The sequence below is a fragment of the Acidobacteriota bacterium genome (assembly GCA_040756905.1).
Classification (GTDB): domain Bacteria; phylum Acidobacteriota; class Aminicenantia; order JBFLYD01; family JBFLYD01; genus JBFLYD01.
This window is the reverse complement of sequence record JBFLYD010000049.1, coordinates 1-21,430: the sequence shown is the minus strand read 5'-3', so window position 1 is coordinate 21,430 and position 21,430 is coordinate 1. Positions and strand designations below refer to the sequence as shown.

Below are 21,430 nucleotides of genomic sequence, written 5' to 3'. Positions count from 1 at the left end.
ACTTTTTCAAATTCTGATTTCATCGAAAAAGTGGCCGGAATAAATCGGAATGGGTGGCCACTTTCAATCAGAATCAGTGGCCGGTTTGAATCGGAATCGATGGCCACTTTGGATCGGAATATACATAGACGGTCCAAAGTGTGAACATGATAAAAATCGAATTTATAAAAATGGAAGAGGTACTTATGATAAGATACTAAAAAATTTAGAGATTTTAAAAAGCGATTATCCTGATTATTTCGAACGCAATGTTAGTTTTAATGCTGTTTATAATGCTAATTCAAATTTAGATAATGTTATTAATTTTTTCGCGACATTAAAAACTGAATTTGCTCCTAACCTAAGGGTTAGGTTTAGTTTTGATCCGATTTCGAAAATTGAATGCAAAGACTCTAAGACTGAATATTCAAAAAAGGTGGATACTATAAAAGATGATTATATAAAAATAAAAAAAACCATGAGTAAACAAAGTAACCAAGAAAGTGTATATCACATATTAAGTAGTTTTCTTGCACCATATTTTTATCCTATTAAGACTCGTACTTATCTAAAGCCCTCATGTATTAATTATACTGGCGTAATATGTAAGCCAGGGATAAGTAAAATTTTTGTAGATGTATATGGAAACTTTCATATATGTGAACAAATTGATAATACTTTTGAAATAGGAAATTGTTTGGAGGGGCTTTGTTATGATAGTGTAAAAGAGATCTACGATGATTATAAAAGAGCAATTTTATGGGAATGCCAAAACTGCATTGCAAGAAATTTTTGCACAATATGCTTTGTTCCGGTGGGCAAAAATGGAAAGTTTAAAAAAAACACAATCTGCCAAAAAAAGAGAATTTCATTTTTGAATCTCCTGGAAGAATATTATTCAATAATGGAAGACTTGCCAATTGCATTTGATGAATTGAAATTAATTGAATTGTAAATAAATTATTGAAACATTCGATGAGCAGCTATTAGTAATATGTATGAAGGGTACTTTTTCTTGAGGCATAATCGTTATCTTGAGTTGGGATGCAATGGCGCTGCTATTTATGACGTTGAAAATAAAATGATTTGTGCAATAGACTTACAAATAGGAAAACTAATAAATTCATGCAAACAAGGGAAACGACTAGAGAAAATTTTTGAAAATAGCCATGCCGCCCCAAAAAGGGAAATTATAGATTATTTAAGTGAGTTAGAGAAAAATGGGCTGGGATTTTTTAGTGATAATTATATTGTGATTGAGAATTTGTTGCCCTCTTGGAGTCTGTGTAAGCGAGATGAGAGTAAAGGGCTTGAAATAAATAAGTTATATTTAGAAATCACGAAATTATGTAATTTAGATTGTATTCATTGTATCGAAGAAAATGGAGCTATAGCAAAATGTTCATGTTCACGTCTTCGAAAAATTAATACTAATGAAAATGAAGTTCCTCTCACATTGTGGAAGAAAATTGTGAAAGATGCTCATATTTTGAAATGTAAAGAGCTAAATATAATTGGTGGGGAACCTTTTTTAGTAAAACAAAAAGTTTTAGAAATTATAAAATGTATTGACAATAAAATTTCTAGTATAAAGGTTAAAACAAATTTATTATTGATAGATGAAGAAATTATTAAAATATTAAAAAAATTTAAAATTACAATAGAATCAAATTTTTACAGCTATCAAAGCGATATTCATGATCAAATTACTAATTATAAAGGAAGTTGGGCAAAATGGGTGGATAATTGTAAAAAACTACTTAGAAGTGGAATAAAGGTTAATGTCACAAATGAGATTATGAATATTAACAAAGACCATATACGAGGAAATGAGAAATTTTTGTATAAAATTGGAGTAAATAATATTTCAACAAGGTTGATTTATAGCTTCAATAAAACTGTCTGGCCCGACCCAAACAAAGAATTATTTTTTAAAAAGGAAAATTCTATGAATGGTGTAACAAAAGACCAATATTTTTTTAATAAGGAGAGAAACCCATGTTGGTATGGGAAAATAGCAATTTCATATGACGGAAATATTCGACCTTGTATAATGGCAACATCTTATACCATGGGAAGTATTTTTAAAAAAAGTCTTATAGATGTTTTCAGGGAAGATATACAAATGAAATGGTGGACATTTACTAAGGATAAAATTAATAAATGCAGGGATTGTGAATTTAGATATGCTTGTTCTGATTGTAGGCCGATAGAAAGCAGGGATAATAAGCTTAGCGGTGAAAACAGATTTTGTAAAATTTATTAAAAAGGAGGTGATGAGATTTGATTGTTTTGATTGTTTTGATTGTTTAGATATATTTTTATTGGAATTTAGATTGGAACTTAGGAGGACAAAAAATGAAAGAAATTAAGTTTTTTAAGAGTGAAGGGACACAAATAAATGCGACTGACAATATTGAAGACATAATTTTAGCTCGATGTACTTACGATGAGTGCGGCCCGGGTTGCATAGGTTCAACAAGCTTATATGTTTCAGCCCTTCAAGTATACTACGATCCAGCACCTTAAGTTTGGAACGAGTTGAAGGTTTGTTTAAGTGGACTGACCAACACAAGAATTGAGAGGTTGCAAACATCCCATTGTTATGGGAAAGTGTGAATCGGTATGGGTCTTTGACATCTCTTTCTCTGATGTGAGGAGCTATAATTACAGTACAAGAGCCACATGTCAAGGTTTTTCTGTAGTTCTTTCGGAATGCTCTACCATGTAGAAGTCAATGATTAGCTGTCTTGTGGAAGGCTTCACAGTTTCTTTTTGATGGAGGTCTTTTTGCCTCGCCCCCCAGTCTTGTGGGGGCGAGGCAAGATTGAACGCTGGTTCAAGACGATCCATTAGAAGCTTATGTTTCCTATTAAACTTTATGATTTAATCAGTATTCTTGACTTTCATTCTTCAAATTTCTATTATTTTCTATTATGATTTTCAAATCAAACAAAACGAAAGGGTATAAAAAATGAAAATAATTCTACTAATCACATTTATAATCATATGTATTTTTCTCCTCATCTCCTGTGGCCCTAAGAAGGATAAGGTGGAAAGAATTGTAAAAGATGGTGTGGAAGTGGTTGTCAACCATTTGGAACCATACAAAATCGGTAATAAAAGATCATTTACTTTGGAAGAAATCTTTAAAATTAATACTGAAGAAACTGAAATAGCAAATCTTGGAATCGCTGATATCCGGGGCTTTGAAGTCAATTCTTTGGGGGAGATATTTATTTTAAGAACCATAAGTGGAGAAGGAGATTTTGTTTTTAAGTTTGATAGAAATGGAGGATTTGTAAAATCATTTGGGCCTCAAGGCCAAGGACCTGGAGAAATACAGATTCCTCATCACATTGCATTAGACAGTGAAGATAATATTTTGGTTACCGATTCTGGAAGACGAATACTACTCAAATATGACAAAGAAGGCGTTTTTATCAAAGATTATGAAATGAAAAGAGGAAAGATCGTTGTTACTTCTGGTCCACAAAAAAATTTGCTTGTACTGGAAAATTTATTTGATCCTGAAACTAGAAAGCAATTATTTTTCTTAAAATTGCTAAATTCTGATTTTGAGGAAATCAATGTTATTGATAAATTTACCTTTGAGATGCCCAGAGAGATGAAATTCAGAGCAACAGAGCCTTTATTCTGCTGGAGTACATCACATGATAATATCTATGTTGCAAAAGAAGATAGAGGATATGAAATTTGGGTATATGATTTCAATGGGAAATTGAGATGTAAGATACACAAAGAATACAGAAAAATATCAATTTCTGAAAACTATAAAACGAAGATATTAAATTCATTTCCAGAGGGGATGAGAAATATGGCATATTTCCCTGAGTTCCATCCTCCTTTTCAATCCTTGGTTGCTGGAGATAGTGGAATGCTTTTGGTGCCCACTTTTGAAGAAGGGAATAATCCCAGAGAATTTCTGTGTGATATATTCAATGAAGAAGGTGTTTTTATTGGAAGAAAAAGCTTAAATGTCTATGTTTGGGAAGGTCATTTATGGGCACACATTAAAGCCAATAAATTCTACTGTCTTAAAGAGAAGGATTCAGGATATAAAGAATTTGTTGTATACGACATGAAATGGGAATAAAAGGCGTGAAACATCTGAGAACCAAAACGACAACTGATAATGGCATAGCGGATTCAGTCCAAGTTTATTGTATTAATTTAAGGTTGATGTTTTTAATATGTAAAAGAAGGTCGCAATTTAGTCAAAGGAATACTTACAACGATCATTTTAATACAAAATTGGCGCTGGATTAAAAGCGAGAAGACAGCTACCGAGCTTTCAAGCTTCTATGAGGTCCATCGAATCAAATTTCAAAATGGAAGAGCCACTCTCTTGAAGCCCTACCAGATATTTTTTCCAATAATCATATCCCGATATTAAATACATAGAGGCTTTCGAGGAGGAACTCCACAAGCAAGATGGGACAGAGATCAAAGTCGATTATGAATCGCTTTTTGGCTGCATTGTACATAATTGCCAATAGAATCGTATGAAGCGCCAACTGAATTTACTAAGAATTCTTTTCCCCTATATCTCCTCGCACAAAAAAGTAGCTCTAATGGCCTCGTTTTTCTTGATAATAGCCTCCCTTCTCGCTCTTCCCACACCCTATCTTATGAAAGTCATCATCGACGAGGTCTTGGCGGAAAAAAATCTCGGCCCCCTCAATATGATTATCCTGCTTCTTGTGGGAATACAGGTCGCTAAACTCATTTTTTCCTTCCTCACCAACTATTTTTTCAGTATCTTCAGCCAGGAAACACTGACCAGAATAAAGAAGGAGCTCTTTCATAAAATACTCAGTCTTCCCCTTTCATTCTTTGATTCTCAGCAGACAGGCTATCTTCTATCCAGAATAGGAGAGGTAGAAGGGCTTGGATTTTTCTTCTCTAATTCTGTCGTGAGAATACTCATTGGAATCCTTGAGTTTTTATTCTGCCTATGGATTCTTCTTTATTTAAATTGGAAGCTTACTCTTATATCCCTGACAATTCTTCCATTTCTCTATCTTGCAACCCGATTCTATTCAAGATCCATAAGGAAAACAAGTAAAGAGGTAATGGAGAAAGGAGCAAATCTTTCAAAAAAGATTCAAGAGTCTTTGTCAGGGGTTGAAATGATTAAATCTTTTTCAGCAGGAGAAAGAGAGACAACAAAAATTCATACCTCTTTGGATGAGCTAAAGGAGACAAACATAAAAAGAAATATCCAATTTACTCTCTCCTCAGAGCTTCTCTCTTTAATAGGAGCCTTTGGAGGATTTGTTGTTCTATGGTACTCAGGGTGGAAGATAATTGAAGGGACATTTACTATAGGAACATACATTGCATTTTCAGCTTATTTAGCAAAACTCTATGGGCCAACTCAGATTTTAGCAACAATGGGACTTACCCTTCAGCCTGCAATAACAGCTTTAAACAGAGTCTCAGAGCTATTTAAGTTAACAGAAGAGAAGGATGAAGGAGTAAGGATTAAAGAGATAAAAGGAGAGATTGAATTCAAAGATGTTCATTTCTCATATGATAGTAAAAAAGAGGATGTTCTGAAAGGAACAAATCTCATAATTAATCCAGGTGAGAAGGTTTTGATTCAAGGACCAAATGGCTCAGGGAAAAGCACAATTGTTAAGCTAATCCTTGGGCTTTATAGAATAGATAGAGGGAAGATAACCATAGATGGCAGAGATATAAATGCACTCTCCCTCTCCTCTCTAAGAGAAAGAATCTCAGTTGTCTCTCAAAATGTATTTCTTTTTAATGACACAATAAAAAACAACATCCTCTACAGCAGACCTGATGCAAGAGATTATGAAGTGGAGGAGGCAGCAAAACTTTCTGGAGCATACGAATTTATAATGAATCTTGATGATGGATTTGATACTATAATTGGAGAAACAGGAAAGAAGCTTGCAGGAGGAGAGAGAAAGAAGCTCTCCATTGCAAGGGCAATCCTTAAGGACTCTGACATAATAATATTTGATGAGGCAACCTCAGAACTTGATACAGAATCAGAAAGAAGAATTGAAAATCTTATAACTGAAAGATTCGAAGACAAAACCTGTATAATAATTTCTCATAGGAAGTGGGAAGCCAATTCATTCGACAAAATATATCACATAAAGGATGATAAAATCTTGATAAACCTTATTGATTCAATCAATAAATAATTATATACTTTAAAATAGAACACATGGTGAGCGTAGCTCAATGGTAGAGCACTGGACTGTGGATCCAGTCGTTGCGGGTTCGAATCCCGTCGCTCACCCCAGTAAACCCCGTTAGAAAGCTCAGGTGGGGCTTTAAACCACCCCCGCCAAATATTTTCTACCCCGCCAAAAGGCGGGGCTTTCTTTCTAAGGGGGTAAATCTCACTGTTAAATATTCTTCGTTCTATTTTTTGACATTTTTAGAATAATTCAAAAAATCAGCGAAATTTTTTTATTAAATATTTGACTTATATATTGATTTTATTCTATTTATTCTGAAGATATAAAGGAGGTAAGTTTTATGCAACTATTTTTAATAATGACCTTAATTGTTTCTATTATCACAGTAATCTTTGCAATTCAAAACTCTGAAATTATAGGAATCAGATTTCTAATCTGGAAATTCAAAGGTTCTCTTGCATTGATTTTATTAATCTCATTTGGTTTAGGAATTATAACAAGTTTATTAGCATCTATTCCTTCAGTTCTTAAAAATAAAAAGAAAATTTCGAATTTACAGCACCGGATCCAGGAAATGGAAAATCAGTTACCAGAAAAGCAACCAACATTAGAATCTCATCAGAATGAATACTAGAAATAATTAATGCTTGGCCTTGATTTTTTAAAAATTCTATGTTAATTTTATATATGCTAATTAACATAGGTTAATTTTAAATATTTTAATTAACATGTGTTAATATATTATATTATGGTTAACAAGAGAATTAAATCCATAAGGCTATGACAATAAATTAATGGATATGAACATTTAAAGGGGTATTTTATGGAGAAAAATGAATATATTACCATTCCTCAGTTAGCTAAAATTTTGGGAATCAGCAGAATTGCTGTTTATCAAAAAGTCAAGAAAGGTCAAATAAAATCTATGAAGATTGGAAGAAGTTTCGCAATACCCAAAAAATACATAGTTGATATTTTAGGTGGAACCTTAAAAGAAGAGGACAAGAAAGAAATTGATAATGCTGTACAAAAGACAGTTAAAGAATATGGAGAAGTGATAAAGCTTTTGGGTAGAGAATAAAAGAGAATAATAATGAAGATAATTACTGTAAAGGAGGTAGAATATATTGCTTTTAGGTTATCGCAAGAGATTTTAGCCTTTGATGAACCAATACCTGATTTTTCCACCCGATTTCCCAATATTTTAGAGAGTTGTTTAACCACTCCTTTTCAAAGCTTTTCAAGAAAGCTTCTTTATCCAGGTCTTATCTCCAAAGCAAGTATACTTTTTTATCTTATGATTAAAAATCATCCTTTTCAGAATGGTAATAAAAGAATTGCCATGACTACATTGTTTGTGTTTCTATACAAGAATAAAAAATGGATAAAAGTTGATACACAAGAACTTTATAATTTTACAATATGGATAACCCTAAGTCCTCCTGAATTTAAGGAAGAAACTGTAAAAGCCATAGAGAAATTCTTAAGAGCACATATAATAGACCTGAACAGCTAAGAAATCCTCAGGAATTATCTGGCATATTTGTTTGACCGGGTTAGAGAAATATGATAGCTTTATCTATTCTAAAATAATGAAAAAAACCCGCCTGAATAGGATTATAAAAGCTTCTGGAGCAAAGATGGTAGAGTTTGCAGGGTGGGAGATGCCAGTGGAATTTTCAGGCATTATAAAAGAACACTTAGCAGTGAGAGAAAGGGTTGGAATATTTGATGTAAGTCACATGGGAGAGATAAAAATAACAGGTTCTCAAGCCCTTGAATTTATCCAGTGCATTACTTCCAATGATGCATCAAAACTCTCAATCGGAAAGGTTCAGTATTCTTCGTTAACACTTCCTAATGGCTGTCCTGTTGACGACCTTTTAGTATATAAAATTGATGATAAAGAATTCATGCTCGTGGTCAATGCAGCAAACACTGATAAAGATTCTAACTGGATAATGAAAAATAAAGGAAAATTCGATGTGGAGGTAAGAAATGAAAGCGATAGCTGGAATCAGCTTGCAATTCAGGGCCCAAAATCTGAGGAAATCCTTCAAAAAATTGTAGAAACTGACCTTTCAAAAATTAAATATTACTGGTTTGAGAAAACAAAGATATTTGAGAAAGATTGTATAATATCAAGGACAGGATATACAGGTGAGGATGGTTTTGAAGTCTATTTTAAAGAAGATGTAGAATATGCTGAAAAAATCTGGTCATTAATTCTTCAAAATGGAAAGGAGCATGATATCCAACCATGTGGACTTGGAGCAAGAGATACACTTCGACTTGAAGCAAGAATGTGCCTTTATGGAAATGACATCGACGAAACCACTACCCTTCTGGAAGCCGATCTCGAATGGATAATAAAATTCGAAAAGGGATACTTCATAGGAAAAGATGCTCTTTTAAAGCAAAAAGAAGAAGGGATAAAAAGAAAACTTGTAGGATTTGAAGTTATGGATAAAATGATCGCAAGACCTCATCATCCTGTATATGTGGATAATACCCAGATTAGCCAGGTAAACAGTGGCTCTTATGCTCCTTATTTAAAAAAAAATATTGGTCTCTTATACCTCCCTGTAAAGTTTACTCAGGTTGGTACTGAATTTGAAATTTTAATAAGAGATAGGAAAGTAAAAGCAATAGTTGTTCAAACCCCTTTTTACAAAAGAAAAAAATAGGAGGTTAAATGTATCCAGAAAATTTTTATTATACAAAGGATCATGAATGGATAAGAGTCGATGGAGAAAAAGGAGTAATAGGAATAACAAACTATGCCCAGAAAGAACTTGGAGATATTGTATATATCGAATTACCAAAGATAGGAAGAACTCTGAAATTTCACGAGACAATAGGAACGATTGAATCAGTAAAAGCGGTTTCAGATATATATTCTCCTGTATCAGGAGAAATAATTGAAATAAACGAAAACCTTAAAGATTCTCCTGAATTGATAAACAATGATCCCCATGGGGAAGGATGGATTCTTGTAGTAAAAATAAAAGATAAAACAGAATTGAAAAATCTGATGAGTTCCTTAGAATACGAAAAATATTTAGAAGGGATTGTCAAAAAATGAGTAAACAATATTTCCCATCAGGAAAAGAGGAAATCCAGGAAATGTTAAAAGAAATTGGGGTTTCTTCTGTTTCTCAACTGTTTGAATCAATCCCCGAGGAACTCAAAATTAAAGAAAAATTAAATATTCCAGGACCTTTGGATGAAATTTCATTACTAAATTATTTCGAGGAAATTTCAAAAAAGAACAATTTCCTGAATTACACTTCTTTCCTTGGAGCCGGAGCATACAATCATTTTATTCCTTATATAGTTGACTATTTAAGCATGAGAGGAGAATTTCTTACACCTTATACTCCATATCAGCCTGAATTAAGTCAGGGCACACTTCAGACCATTTTTGAATATCAAACATTGATATCAAAAATAACTGGAATGGAAATTTCAAATGCATCCCTTTATGATGGCGGTTCTGCAGCTGCTGAGGCAGCTTTAATGGCAACAAGATTAAGGAAAGGAAGTAAAATATTAATTTCAAGAACAATTCACCCAGAATGGAAAGATGTAATCCATACTTATTTTAAAAACCTCTCTTACGAAATATTGGAAATTCCATATTCCAGAGAAGGTAAAATAAACATCAACATACTCAAAAAATCCCTTGATAAGGATTCTATAGCTTTTATAATTCAGCACCCAAATTTCTTCGGAATAATTGAAGATATTAAAGAGATTTCGAAAATTGTCAAACAGAATGGAAGTTTATTTCTTGTAGGAATAGCAGAACCAATTTCTCTTGGAATACTAAGGCCACCTGGAGAATCGGATGTTGACATAGTCTTTGGTGAAGCTCAATCTTTTGGAATCCCCCTATCATTCGGTGGACCATATTTAGGGTTTCTCTCTACAAAAATGGAATACCTAAGACAGATGCCAGGAAGGCTCGCAGGAGAAACAGTTGACAGAAATGGAAAAAGAGGATTTGTCCTTACCTTAACCACAAGAGAGCAACATATAAAAAGAGAAAAGGCCACATCAAACATCTGCACAAATGAGGCATGGTGTGCTTTAAGAGCAACGATATATCTGGAGACGATGGGAAAACAAGGATTAAGAGAAGTTTCATATCAGAATTTACAAAAAGCATTATATGCAAAAGAAAGAATATCTGAATTAAAAAATGTTAAATTAAAATTCAACTCTTCTAACTTTAATGAATTTGTAGTTGAATACAATAAAGATCCTGAGGAAGTCAATGATAAATTAAAGGAAAGGAATATACTGGGAGGATTTATTCTGAAGAAGGATTATCCAGAACTTGAAAAGTGTGCCCTTCTGTGTGTAACAGAAACTCATAAAAAGGAGGACATAGATTACTTTATAGATTGCCTCAAAAAAATTTTATGAAAAAAATTATAAAAAGGATTTGATATGAAACTACCAAAATTTGATGCCCTTGAAGAACCACTAATATTTGAGAGAAGTTCATCAGGAAAAAAAGCAGTCGATCTTCCTCCTCTTGATGTTCCTGAAAAAGAGTTTGATAAATCATTGCTACGAGAAGAACTCCCTGATTTTCCTGAGGTCTCAGAAGTTGAAATTATCAGACATTTTTCAAGATTATCCCAGCTAAATTATTCAGTTGACACAGGATTTTACCCTTTAGGCTCATGCACAATGAAATACAGTCCCAAAATAAACGAAAAAATCAGTATGTCTGAATCTTTCACAAAAGCCCATCCTTATCTTCCGGAATACATGGTTCAGGGAAATCTGGAAATCATAAAAAAACTCGAACAATATCTTTCAGAAATCACAGGCATGGATTACTTTTCACTCTCACCTGCTGCAGGAGCTCATGGAGAATTAACTGGGATGCTTATAATCAGAGCTTATCATAATAAAAAGAAAGAAAGAAGAACAAAAGTATTAATTCCTGATTCAGCTCACGGAACAAACCCTTCTTCAGCCCATATTGCAGGATTTGAAGTGGAAGAGATTCCATCTGATTCAAGAGGAACTGTGGATACTCTTGCTTTTGAGAAAATAGTTGATGAAAATGTTGCAGCCTTAATGTTAACAAATCCAAACACTCTCGGGATTTTTGAAGATGAAATACTGAAAATTTCAGAAATCCTCCATTCAAAAGGAGCAATATTGTATATGGATGGTGCAAATTTAAACGCTCTTCTTGGAATTTCAAAGCCAGGAAAAATGGGGGTAGATGTTTTACATCTGAACCTTCACAAAACTTTCTCAACTCCCCACGGAGGGGGTGGCCCAGGCTCTGGCCCTGTTGGCGTGAAGAAAGAACTCGAGGAATTCCTTCCTGTTCCTTTGATTGAAAAAAGCGAAAAGGGATATTATTTTTATTATGATAGACCAAATTCTATTGGAAGAGTAAGAACATTTTACGGAAATTTTCTTGTTCTTGTTAAAACTCTTGCGTACATATTATCGCTTGGTCCGAAAGGATTGAAAGAGGTCGCTGAAATAGCAGTTTTAAACTCAAATTATATAAGAAAAAAACTTGAAACAATTTATACAGTTCCATATTCCACTCCAACCCTTCATGAATGTGTACTATCCCATAACTTTAATCAGACGAAAGGAGTAAGAACATTGGACATAGCAAAAAGATTGATTGATTATGGAATACATCCCCCAACAATCTACTTCCCTCTTATTGTCAATGAGGCTCTCATGGTAGAGCCCACAGAGACAGAAGGCAAGAGAGATCTGGATAATTTTATAAATGCAATGATTGAAATTGCTAAAGAAATCGAAGAAAATTCCGAAATCTTAAAGAACGCTCCATCAAAATCACCTGTAGCAAGATTGGATGAAACCTCAGCCGCAAGAAGACCAAAATTAGTGTGGAAAAAAGAATGAACATTCAGGAAATAATATTCAGACTCGAAAAATTCTGGTCTGATAAGGGTTGTTATATTGCTCAGCCCTACGATGTTGAAGTTGGAGCTGCGACCATGACCCCAGACACATTTTTTAGAGTCTTAGGTAAAAAGCCATGGAAAGTTGCATATGCACAGCCTTCAAGAAGACCAACTGATGGTAGGTACGGAGAAAACCCGAACAGATTAGAAAAACATCTTCAATACCAGGTAATCCTGAAACCAGCTCCAGAAGATTCTCAGGATTTATACCTCGAAAGTCTCACAGCATTGGGTATAAATCTCTCCGAACATGATATCAAATTTGATGAAGACAACTGGGAGTCTCCCACACTCGGAGCATGGGGAGTTGGATGGCAGATTCTCCTGGATGGAATGGAAATTACCCAGTTTACATATTTCCAGCAGGCCGGAGGAATAGAATTGATTCCAGTCCCATTAGAAATTACATATGGAGTAGAAAGATTGGCTATTTTTCTCTCTGAAAAAGAAAATATTTTTGACCTCGAATGGGGAAACAAAATCTTTTATAAAGATTTAAGACTGAGAGCTGAGAAAGAATTTTCAACTTACAATTTTAAAGAAGCAGATGTAAACATGTTATTCAATCTTTTCGAAAATTACGAAAAAGAAGCTATAAGACTCCTCGAAAAAAACCTTCTTCTGCCCTCGTATGATTATTGCTTAAAGTGTTCTCATACTTTTAACATACTCGATTCAAGGGGAGCAATTTCTGTTACCGAAAGAGTGAGTATTATAAAAAGAATTCGAGACATTGCATGTAAAATCGCCCAAAAATTTATTGAGGAAGAAGATAAAGAATAAGATGGCTGAATTTCTTCTTGAAATTGGTATCGAGGATCTTCCCATTGAACATATAAAAATTGCAAAATCACAACTCAGAGAAAACTTTGAAAATTTTCTTAGAAAAAAGAGAATAGGATTTTCAAAAATCGTTGTCCATGGAACTTTAAGAAGGCTTCTAATCTATGTAGAAAATATTTCTCTAAAACAGGATGACGAAGAAATAAGAATCTTAGGTCCTGCAAAAAAATTGGCTTTTTTAGAGGATGGAACTCCTCTTGAACCAGCAATGGGATTTGCAAAATTCCATGGAATTGAGTCCTCGCAACTCGAATTTTTCGAAACCCCAAAAGGAATTTATTGCGGGTTTGTAAAAAAAATAGAAGGAAGAAAGACAAGAGAAATATTAGAAGAATCTCTCATGGATGTAACTTTAGAGATCGATTTTCCAAAAACTTTGCGGTGGGAAGATAGTTCGATAAGATTTTCAAGACCGATAAGAAGTATTGTTTCAATACTTGATAATGATACATTAAATTTAAAAATGTCCGAAATAAATTCGTCTGATTATACATTCGGACACAGAATCTGGGGCAGAAAACAGATTAAGGTTGAAAATTTTAAGGATTATTTAAATAAGCTTGAAAAAAATTTTGTAATTGTTGATGAACAAAAAAGAAAGGAAATCATAATTAAAAAAATTAAAGAAATTGAAAATGAATTGAATGCAAAAGTCATAGAAGATTCAGAACTTCTTGAAAACTGGGTTTATTTAGTTGAGTATCCTTTTGTTTTCTATGGAAGATTTGACGATGAATATCTTAACCTTCCTTTTGAAATAATTAGAACAACTCTAAGGGAAAGCCAGAAATGTTTTTCAATGAAAGATCTTTCTGGAAACTCGCTTCCCTACTTCATTGGAATAGCTGATTCACCAGGCGATCCAAAAAATTTTATAAAGAAAGGAAACGAAAGAATTATAAAAGCTAAATTAGATGATGCTGGTTTCTTCTGGAAAGAAGACAGATCAATTCCTTTTGCCTCAAGACTTAAAGATCTCAAGAGCATAATCTATCAGGAAAAACTGGGAAATTATTTAGATAAAACTGAAAGGCTGGAAGAATTAGCAATTTACTTAAGAGAAAAAATCTCTTACAAAGAAGATTTAGAAGCCTTAGGAACTGCTTCAAGATTTTCTAAGATAGATTTATTGACTGATATGGTAAAAGAGTTCCCATCTCTTCAAGGTGTTATGGGTGGACTTTATCTAAGGGAAGAAGGATACGAAGAAAAAATATGGAAAGCCATTTATGAACACTATAAGCCTTTGAATTTTGAGGATTCTTCTCCATCAACTATGGAAGGAGCTGTATTATCCCTTGCTGACAAAATTGATCTTTTAGCAGGAATTTTCAGCTTAAACCTATTACCATCCGGATCAAAAGATCCATTTGGATTAAGAAGAGCTGGGTTCGGAATCTGTAAAATAATAATTGATCATAAATTAACCATTTCGATCATTGAAACATTGGAAAAAGCCTTGAACCTGCATGAAAAAAATGTTGAATTTGAGAGATACATTGTAATAAAAAATTTAATCGAGTTTCTTAAGACACGATTGAACTACATTTTTGAAGAAATCTATGGCTACAGATATGATATTATAAATGCATCCATCAAGTCTGGCATAGACAACATTTATTTTTCCTATCTAAGAGCAAAATCTTTATCTGAAATACAGGAAGATACAAAGTTCAACAAAATCTGCATTAGCTTCAGAAGAATAAAGAATATTATCGATGGCATGCCGCATTTTACATTTGATGAGAAAAATCTTATTGAAAAAGAAGAAAAATATCTATATCAGATATTTTCTTCGATTAAAGAAGAAATAATACCTTATATTAACAAAGGCAACTTTAAAGATTCTCTTGAGACAATCTTGAACTTAGAGCCAATTATCAATAAATTTTTCGATAAAGTTCTTGTTATGACAGAAGATCAGAAACTAAGAGAAAATAGACTCGCTTTACTTCAGAATATCCATCAGATATTTATGGAGATTTGTGATTTTTCAGAAATTGTAATCAGTGAAAATTCATCCAATCAAACTATATCCTAACTGAATCGCATCCAGATTGATCGTTTCAGTTCCTTTAGGAGCCATTTTCAGCACTGCTTTTTCAAGGGATCGATGAGATATTATATTTGTAAGCTTCACAGTAATCGCAAGAGCAACAACAGAAGTAACCATAATATTTCCTATTTCTTTTTTTGTAGATTCAATTATCGGAATCCGATAGACTTTCCAGCTTCCACTGTTAAATTCTCCAACTAAATTTGAATCAACAACTATGACCGCGTTATCTTTCAAATTTTTAAAATATAATTTAAACGGAAATTCACCAGTACTTAAATAGAAATCTATAGACACAGCATTTGGAAAAATTATTTCTTTCTCATCTATTATTACATCAACTTTGGTAGGCCCTCCCCTTACTTGAGGAGTATACATAGGACTCTGAACTGCATATCTATTTTCATAATGAACTACTGCCTCTGCCAGTATAGCCCCTGCAGTTATTATTCCCTGGCCTCCGATTGCACTGTATCTTATCTCAAAATGCTTTTCCATTTTAGCTCCTTATTTATAGATCAAACTCAGCTTGCAATTCTTTTACTTTACCAATGATTTGGGTGTAATACTGTTCGACATACTCAGGTTTCTGCTTGTTTACAAATTCACCCGTAACTAATTTTCCTTTAAGTTCTTCAGGAGTCATTGATGAAGCTTTGGACAATGGAACAATCCTTTCATCAATCCATTTTAACATTTTCAGTTGGTTTCTCATTTTATTTTTTCTGCCAAGATTTATATGACAGTTTGAAATTACCTCAACCACTGCAAATCCTTTATGGGACAAAGATTTCTCTATTATTTTCGAAAGTAAAAATGGTCTTGTGACTGACTCCCTTGCCACATAAGTAGCTCCTGCAGCTTCAGCAATTTTAACCGTATCAAACTCAGGATCAATATTTCCATAGGGAGTTGTTTCAGTAAAAAATCCCTCTGGAGTGGTGGGTGAAACCTGACCCCCTGTCATTCCGTAAACACCATTGTTAACTATTATTAATTTAATATCAATGTTTCTTCTGCATGCATGAAGAAAATGATTTCCTCCTATCGCTAAAGCATCCCCATCCCCTGAAACCACAACTACTTTTTTATCCGGTTTTACCAATTTTATTCCAGTTGCAAACGTTAATGCTCTTCCATGAGTGGTGTGAATTGTATTGGCTTTCAAATATCCTGGCATTCTGCTTGTGCATCCTATTCCGGAAATAAAGGCAATCTCATTTGGATCCCATCCAAGTTTATCAAAACTTATTAAAATTGATTTAAACACAACTCCAATTCCGCATCCCGGGCACCAATAAACTGGATACATCTCATATCTAATGAGCTTTTCATATGATAAGTTCATAAATATAACTCCTTTACTTTATTTATAATTTCTATTGGAGTGATAGAAGTGCCATCAACCTTAAAAAGTCCATCAATCCTTACATCATCTGAGGCAGTTCTTTCAACCTCATAAATTATCTGTCCCATATTCATCTCAACCACAAGAACTTTCTTAATTTTTTCTAATTTTTTGGCAAGGGGTCTTTCTGGAAAAGGCCATATGGTAATAGGCTGGAAGAGGCCAATCTTTATTCCTTCTTCTCTCAATTCCTTTATAGCCTCCAATGAAGCCCTTGCAGATGTTCCAAATGCGAAAATCATGATTTCAGCATCATCAAGGTAATGCTCCTTCCATTCCAGAATCTCATCAAGATTTTTCTCAATTTTAGCAAGCCTGAGAAACTGTTGTTTTTTAACATTTTCTGCTGCATTTGTTGGCATTCCTCTATCATCATGTTCCAAACTTTCAATATGCACTGAATATCCAGTAAAGAAATCAGGAACTACAGGGGGCTTTCCTGGCTCTCTATCATAATAATTGAATTCGTTCGAACCCCTTGGAGGCCTTTCCCTGTCCATAATTTCATATTCATCTGAATCAGGAATGTCAACAACTTCAAACGAATGTCCGAGAACTTCATCAAGCAAAATTATAACAGGATTTCTGAATTTCTCAGAAAGATTAAATGCTCTTATCGTTGATAAATAGACTTCTCGAGGAAACGAAGGAGCAAGAACTATTATAGGATGATCACCATGGGTTCCCCATTTTGCCTGCATTACATCGCCCTGAGATGGTCTTGTGGGTAATCCTGTGCTCGGACCTGTTCTCATTACATTTACTATTACACATGGAATTTCAGCCATAGCTGCAAAGCCAATATTTTCCTGCTTCAAGGAAAATCCAGGACCTGAAGTAGCTGTCATTGATTTAACTCCACAACAGGAGGCTCCTATTATTGCTCCCATACTCGCAATTTCATCTTCCATCTGAATAAACACTCCTCCCATATGAGGAAGTTTCTCTGCGATTCTTGCAGCTAATTCCGATGAAGGGGTTATCGGATATCCTGCATAAAATCTACATCCAGCAGCTATCGCAGCTTCCGCTACTATCCAGTTACCTTGCAAGATCTCTCGTCTTGGCAATTTCAGCCTCCTCCATATATTTTTTGTAGTAGTTTGCTCTTTTTTCAGAGTCTACTACTATGGCAAAGTCAGGGCATCTCAATTCACAGAGTAAACATCCTGTGCAGTATTCAGGAGCATCTACTTTGGCAATCACTCCATTAATATTTTTCTCATCATCTACAAGAAGCAAAACCCCCGTTGGACATACATTAATACAAATATCACATCCCTTACATAAATCCTCAATGATGACTACAGAATGTTTTTTCTTACTGGGAGATTTTCTCCTTTTTAATGCTTCCTCATTCTGTAGAATTTCATCTTTTTCCATATATTACTCCTTTTTATTTTTTATGAATAAAAAATTTTATCAAAATGCTGGATAAAAATCAAAGTTAGTATTAAGAAGAGTAATCTAAACACTTATTTAAATTAAGAGGTCAATCATCTTCTGAGCGAAGGGGATGGTTGCCCTCTTATTTATTCTCGACTTCCTTTAATACATCCAAAGGGCTGATCAAGCCTCCGGAAATTATCATTTTGATTGCATCATCGACAGAAATGTCTAAAATTTTTGCATCTTTTTCTGGTATCAATATTAAATATCCTGATGTGGGGTTAGGAGTGGTTGGAAGAAAAACAGTAAAAATATTTTGGCTGTTCCCTTCTTTATCAGAAATTTTGATAGAGCTTGTTACAAAACCAAGCGAATAAACACCTTTTCTTGGATATTCAAAGGCCACAACTTTTTTAAATCCTTTTTTACTCTCAGGAGAGAAAGCATCGGATAGTTGTTTTATTGAGACATATATTCCTTTTACAAAGGGAAGTGTTGCGATAAAACTATCCACTTTATTTACGACTAACTTTCCTATTAAACTCTTTGTAAAAATACCAGCCAGAAGAATCAATATTAATGTTGCTACCAATCCGGTTCCAGGTATATGAACACCAATTAAATGCTTAATTAAAGGAGAAAGAATTCCATCAAGCTTTTCAAATAGATATTTAATTATGATTACTGTAAGGGCGATTGGAAGAAGAACAAATAATCCTGTAATAAAGCTCCTTTGCAACAATTTTTTTAATCTTGTCATTTCAATCTTTATTATATAGGAAAACCTCCAAAAAACAATTCCCTTTGTTACAAGTAAAAAAATAACAAAAATCTATTAATTTCATATACACTTCTGAATAAATAAATTTTAAAAAACTTCATCCTGGGAAAAGGATTTTTGAGTCTCGGTTATTTTGTCATCTGCCCTTAAAATACAGATTTGAGCAGCACTAATAGCGATACCAATTTTTAGGCGAGTGGATTTAAGGAGTATTAATCCTTATAAGCTAATGTTTAAGGTGGGCTCGAGAGGTCACTCTAATGTTTTTAGTGAGAGTTTTTAGATCTTCCTATCTTTACGAGCATACCTTTCTCCAAAGACTCGACCTCGATCCTATACGTGATGTTGACTTTGCGATGAGGAAGAATGTAGAATTCTCTTGAAAAGAAAGCATTTAGAAAAGGTATTTAAAATGGCAAAAGAAAAACTGGTAAAACAGGTGCTGGATAAATCAGAAGATTTCTCAAAATGGTATATAGACATAATTAAAAAGGCTGACCTTATTGATTATGCGCCTATCAAGGGAATGATGGTGATAAAACCTTCTGGATTCGCAATCTGGGAAAATATACAACAACTCCTGGATAAAAGACTTAAAAAAGCAGGTCATATGAATGCATACTTCCCTCTTTTCATTCCTGAGAGCCTTTTGAATAAAGAAGCACAACATGTTGAAGGGTTTGCTCCTGAAGTTGCATGGGTCACTCATGGAGGAAAAGAAAAATTAGAAGAAAAACTTGCTGTGAGGCCCACTTCCGAATCAATCATATGCGCCATGTATTCAAAATGGATAAGATCCTGGAGAGATCTTCCCTTACTGATAAATCAGTGGTGCAATGTGGTCAGATGGGAAAAGGTTACAAGGCCATTTCTCAGAACCACTGAATTTCTGTGGCAGGAAGGACATACAGCTCATGCTTCTTTTGAAGAGGCACAGGAAGAAACATTATTGATTTTAAAAATTTATAAAGAATTTGTGGAGGAAGAACTTGCAATTCCTGTTATAGCAGGAGAAAAAACAGAAGCAGAAAAATTCGCCGGTGCAATAAAAACTTATGCAATTGAAGCATTGATGTCTGATGGAAAGGCTCTTCAGGCAGGAACATCTCATAACCTTGGTCAGAACTTTTCAAAAGCCTTTAATATAAGGTTTGAAGACAAAAATCAAAAACTCGAATATGTATGGCAAACATCATGGGGAGTCTCGACAAGACTCATAGGAGCGCTTATTATGACCCATGGAGATGATTCAGGTCTTGTATTCCCACCAAAAGTGGCTCCTGTCCAAATTGTGATAATTCCAATATTTAAAGGAAATTGGAAAACGGATATACTCCCCTTTTCTAAAGAGATTGAAAATAAACTAAAAGATAGAAATATAAGAGTTCTGTTAGACGAAAGAGAAGAATACACGCCAGGATGGAAATTTTCTGATTGGGAAATGAGAGGGGTTCCTATGAGGACTGAAATTGGACCAATGGATATAAAGAAAAAACAACTTACCGTTTCAAGAAGAGATAAAAGAGAAAGATTTACTATTACCATTGAAAACTTTTTCGATAATGTTGAAAGCTTTCTTTCTGATGTACAGAACACTTTATATCAAAAAGCAAAAAACTTTATGGAGGAGAATACTTTTCAAACTGAGGACTATGAGGAGTTTAAAAATATAATCGAAGAAAAAAGAGGATTCGTTCAAGCATTCTGGTGCGGAAGCGAAGAGTGTGAGAAAAAAATAAAAGAAGAAACATCCGCAACAATAAGAGCAATTCCCCTTGATCAGATTTATGTCAAAGGAAAAGAATGTATTCTTTGTAAGAAAAAATCTGATTATTTTGTCTATTTTGCAAAATCTTACTAAGCAATTGAAATATAAGAATTGAAACCCTCGAAAATCAACTGGGAAAAATTAAGGATTGAAATGGTTAAAGAACAGATAGAATCAAGAGGAGTAAAGGATAAAAGAGTAATTGAGATTATGAAAAAAATTCCGAGACATCTCTTTGTATCAGAAGAATATTTACATCTGGCTTATGAGGATCAACCTCTCCCGATAGGGGAGGAACAGACTATATCCCAACCATATATAGTTGCTTATATGACTGAAAAATTAAATCTTGAAGGAGATGAAAAAGTTTTAGAAGTGGGAACAGGCTCTGGATATCAAACAGCTATTTTAGCCGAAATGGCAAAAGAAGTTTATACAATCGAAGTAATAGAGTTCCTTTCTTTAAAAGCACAGAAAATTCTCGAGCCCTTTGGGTACAAAAATATTTTTTTTAAAATCGGAGATGGAACAATGGGCTGGCCTGAATACAGTCCATTCAAAAGAATATTGGTAACAGCGGCTCCCTCCAAAATCCCAAAGACCCTAATAGATCAGCTTGGGGAAAACGGTATTATGATAATTCCTGTTGGAACTTATCTCCAGAATTTAGTTATGGTAAGAAAAAAAGGAAAATCCCACACTGAAGAAACACTTCTTCCTGTAAGATTCGTTCCTCTTATCTCTGTTCACTAACTCACTAATGTTGTGTCACTTAAATACCTTTCCTTGCTCTTGTGTGACACAACACTTTCCCTATGGGGCAAGCCCCCTTAGACGCTCCGCTGAGCAGCACATAGGAGCCTTTCGGAGAACTGAAATGTCAGGAGAATTAATCACTTCTCTTTTATCCGAAAGGCTCCTAGCACTGCCCTTAAGGGCAGTGTGTAAAAGGTTTTTATTTAAATTTAAATCATCTATTTGCATGCACCAGAATGGTGCATGTAGGAGGGTGCGGAATACATATT

23 protein-coding genes and 1 tRNA gene are annotated in these 21,430 nt (G+C 34.0%); 17 read left to right on the top strand and 7 right to left on the bottom strand.

The window, feature by feature from the left end; genetic code table 11:
- Positions 1-76 precede the first annotated feature (76 nt).
- The 3 genes from AB1410_08620 (at position 77) to AB1410_08610 (ending at position 2,508) form a co-directional block, all read left to right on the top strand.
- Positions 77-934 carry a hypothetical protein gene (locus AB1410_08620; GenBank protein ID MEW6456756.1) on the top strand — a complete coding sequence of 286 codons (858 nt, stop codon included), beginning with the start codon at positions 77-79 and terminating at the stop codon, positions 932-934.
- Positions 935-973: 39 nt separating this feature from the next.
- Positions 974-2,245 (top strand): radical SAM protein, encoded by a 1,272-nt coding sequence (locus AB1410_08615; protein ID MEW6456755.1) that lies wholly within the window; start codon positions 974-976, stop codon positions 2,243-2,245.
- A gap of 92 nt (positions 2,246-2,337) precedes the next feature.
- Positions 2,338-2,508, top strand: coding sequence for a hypothetical protein (locus tag AB1410_08610; GenBank protein ID MEW6456754.1), 171 nt, complete (start codon positions 2,338-2,340; stop codon positions 2,506-2,508).
- A 159-nt stretch (positions 2,509-2,667) separates the two neighbouring features.
- Here the strand turns inward: AB1410_08610 and AB1410_08605 are convergent, their stop codons facing one another.
- Entirely contained in the window at positions 2,668-2,832 is a 165-nt protein-coding gene (locus tag AB1410_08605; protein ID MEW6456753.1) for a hypothetical protein, read from the bottom strand.
- A 199-nt stretch (positions 2,833-3,031) separates the two neighbouring features.
- On the opposite strand from AB1410_08605, the gene AB1410_08600 reads away from it, so the two are divergent.
- The 12 genes from AB1410_08600 (at position 3,032) to glyS (ending at position 15,044) form a co-directional block, all read left to right on the top strand.
- On the top strand, positions 3,032-4,096 hold the full coding sequence (locus AB1410_08600; GenBank protein MEW6456752.1) for a 6-bladed beta-propeller: 1,065 nt from the start codon (positions 3,032-3,034) through the stop codon (positions 4,094-4,096).
- Between the two features lie 478 nt (positions 4,097-4,574).
- Positions 4,575-6,182 carry an ABC transporter ATP-binding protein gene (locus AB1410_08595; protein ID MEW6456751.1) on the top strand — a complete coding sequence of 536 codons (1,608 nt, stop codon included), beginning with the start codon at positions 4,575-4,577 and terminating at the stop codon, positions 6,180-6,182.
- A 26-nt stretch (positions 6,183-6,208) separates the two neighbouring features.
- Positions 6,209-6,283: transfer RNA gene (locus AB1410_08590), tRNA-His, on the top strand.
- A gap of 239 nt (positions 6,284-6,522) precedes the next feature.
- A complete protein-coding gene (locus AB1410_08585; GenBank protein ID MEW6456750.1) occupies positions 6,523-6,816 on the top strand; it encodes a LapA family protein in 294 nt (97 codons plus the stop codon).
- 189 nt (positions 6,817-7,005) lie between these two features.
- Entirely contained in the window at positions 7,006-7,263 is a 258-nt protein-coding gene (locus AB1410_08580; protein ID MEW6456749.1) for a helix-turn-helix domain-containing protein, read from the top strand.
- 12 nt (positions 7,264-7,275) lie between these two features.
- Entirely contained in the window at positions 7,276-7,698 is a 423-nt protein-coding gene (locus tag AB1410_08575; GenBank protein MEW6456748.1) for a type II toxin-antitoxin system death-on-curing family toxin, read from the top strand.
- Between the two features lie 76 nt (positions 7,699-7,774).
- Positions 7,775-8,869 carry a glycine cleavage system aminomethyltransferase GcvT gene (gene gcvT / locus AB1410_08570; GenBank protein MEW6456747.1) on the top strand — a complete coding sequence of 365 codons (1,095 nt, stop codon included), beginning with the start codon at positions 7,775-7,777 and terminating at the stop codon, positions 8,867-8,869.
- Positions 8,870-8,877: 8 nt separating this feature from the next.
- A complete protein-coding gene (gene gcvH / locus AB1410_08565) occupies positions 8,878-9,267 on the top strand; it encodes a glycine cleavage system protein GcvH (GenBank protein MEW6456746.1) in 390 nt (129 codons plus the stop codon).
- On the top strand, positions 9,264-10,613 hold the full coding sequence (gcvPA, locus tag AB1410_08560) for an aminomethyl-transferring glycine dehydrogenase subunit GcvPA (GenBank protein ID MEW6456745.1): 1,350 nt from the start codon (positions 9,264-9,266) through the stop codon (positions 10,611-10,613). Before gcvH ends, gcvPA begins: the two co-directional genes overlap by 4 nt.
- A gap of 24 nt (positions 10,614-10,637) precedes the next feature.
- Positions 10,638-12,098 (top strand): aminomethyl-transferring glycine dehydrogenase subunit GcvPB, encoded by a 1,461-nt coding sequence (gcvPB, locus tag AB1410_08555; protein MEW6456744.1) that lies wholly within the window; start codon positions 10,638-10,640, stop codon positions 12,096-12,098.
- Positions 12,095-12,943: a glycine--tRNA ligase subunit alpha gene (locus AB1410_08550; protein MEW6456743.1), complete on the top strand. Its 849-nt coding sequence runs from the start codon at positions 12,095-12,097 to the stop codon at positions 12,941-12,943. Before gcvPB ends, AB1410_08550 begins: the two co-directional genes overlap by 4 nt.
- 1 nt (position 12,944) lies before the next feature.
- Positions 12,945-15,044, top strand: a complete 2,100-nt coding sequence (glyS, locus tag AB1410_08545) for a glycine--tRNA ligase subunit beta (protein ID MEW6456742.1) — start codon at positions 12,945-12,947, stop codon at positions 15,042-15,044.
- Here glyS and AB1410_08540 read toward each other — a convergent pair.
- The 5 genes from AB1410_08540 to AB1410_08520 form a co-directional block, all read right to left on the bottom strand.
- Entirely contained in the window at positions 15,021-15,557 is a 537-nt protein-coding gene (locus AB1410_08540) for a 2-oxoacid:acceptor oxidoreductase family protein (protein ID MEW6456741.1), read from the bottom strand. The two genes, glyS and AB1410_08540, sit on opposite strands and share 24 nt — an antisense overlap.
- Positions 15,558-15,570: 13 nt before the next feature.
- Positions 15,571-16,407 (bottom strand): thiamine pyrophosphate-dependent enzyme, encoded by an 837-nt coding sequence (locus tag AB1410_08535; GenBank protein MEW6456740.1) that lies wholly within the window; start codon positions 16,405-16,407, stop codon positions 15,571-15,573.
- Complete coding sequence (locus AB1410_08530) at positions 16,404-17,537, bottom strand: 2-oxoacid:acceptor oxidoreductase subunit alpha (GenBank protein MEW6456739.1); 1,134 nt, start codon at positions 17,535-17,537, stop codon at positions 16,404-16,406. Before AB1410_08530 ends, AB1410_08535 begins: the two co-directional genes overlap by 4 nt.
- Positions 17,509-17,850: a 4Fe-4S dicluster domain-containing protein gene (locus AB1410_08525; GenBank protein ID MEW6456738.1), complete on the bottom strand. Its 342-nt coding sequence runs from the start codon at positions 17,848-17,850 to the stop codon at positions 17,509-17,511. Before AB1410_08525 ends, AB1410_08530 begins: the two co-directional genes overlap by 29 nt.
- 145 nt (positions 17,851-17,995) lie before the next feature.
- The gene (locus AB1410_08520; protein MEW6456737.1) at positions 17,996-18,616 is read right to left on the bottom strand and encodes a DUF502 domain-containing protein; all 621 of its coding nucleotides are present in this window, start codon (positions 18,614-18,616) and stop codon (positions 17,996-17,998) included.
- A gap of 433 nt (positions 18,617-19,049) precedes the next feature.
- Here AB1410_08520 and proS point away from each other — a divergent pair, with 433 nt between their 5' ends.
- On the top strand, positions 19,050-20,498 hold the full coding sequence (gene proS, locus AB1410_08515) for a proline--tRNA ligase (protein ID MEW6456736.1): 1,449 nt from the start codon (positions 19,050-19,052) through the stop codon (positions 20,496-20,498).
- A gap of 18 nt (positions 20,499-20,516) precedes the next feature.
- A complete protein-coding gene (locus tag AB1410_08510) occupies positions 20,517-21,158 on the top strand; it encodes a protein-L-isoaspartate(D-aspartate) O-methyltransferase (GenBank protein MEW6456735.1) in 642 nt (213 codons plus the stop codon).
- A 60-nt stretch (positions 21,159-21,218) separates the two neighbouring features.
- Here AB1410_08510 and AB1410_08505 read toward each other — a convergent pair.
- Positions 21,219-21,430: hypothetical protein (locus AB1410_08505; GenBank protein ID MEW6456734.1), on the bottom strand; the 212-nt coding region annotated here is incomplete at its 5' end.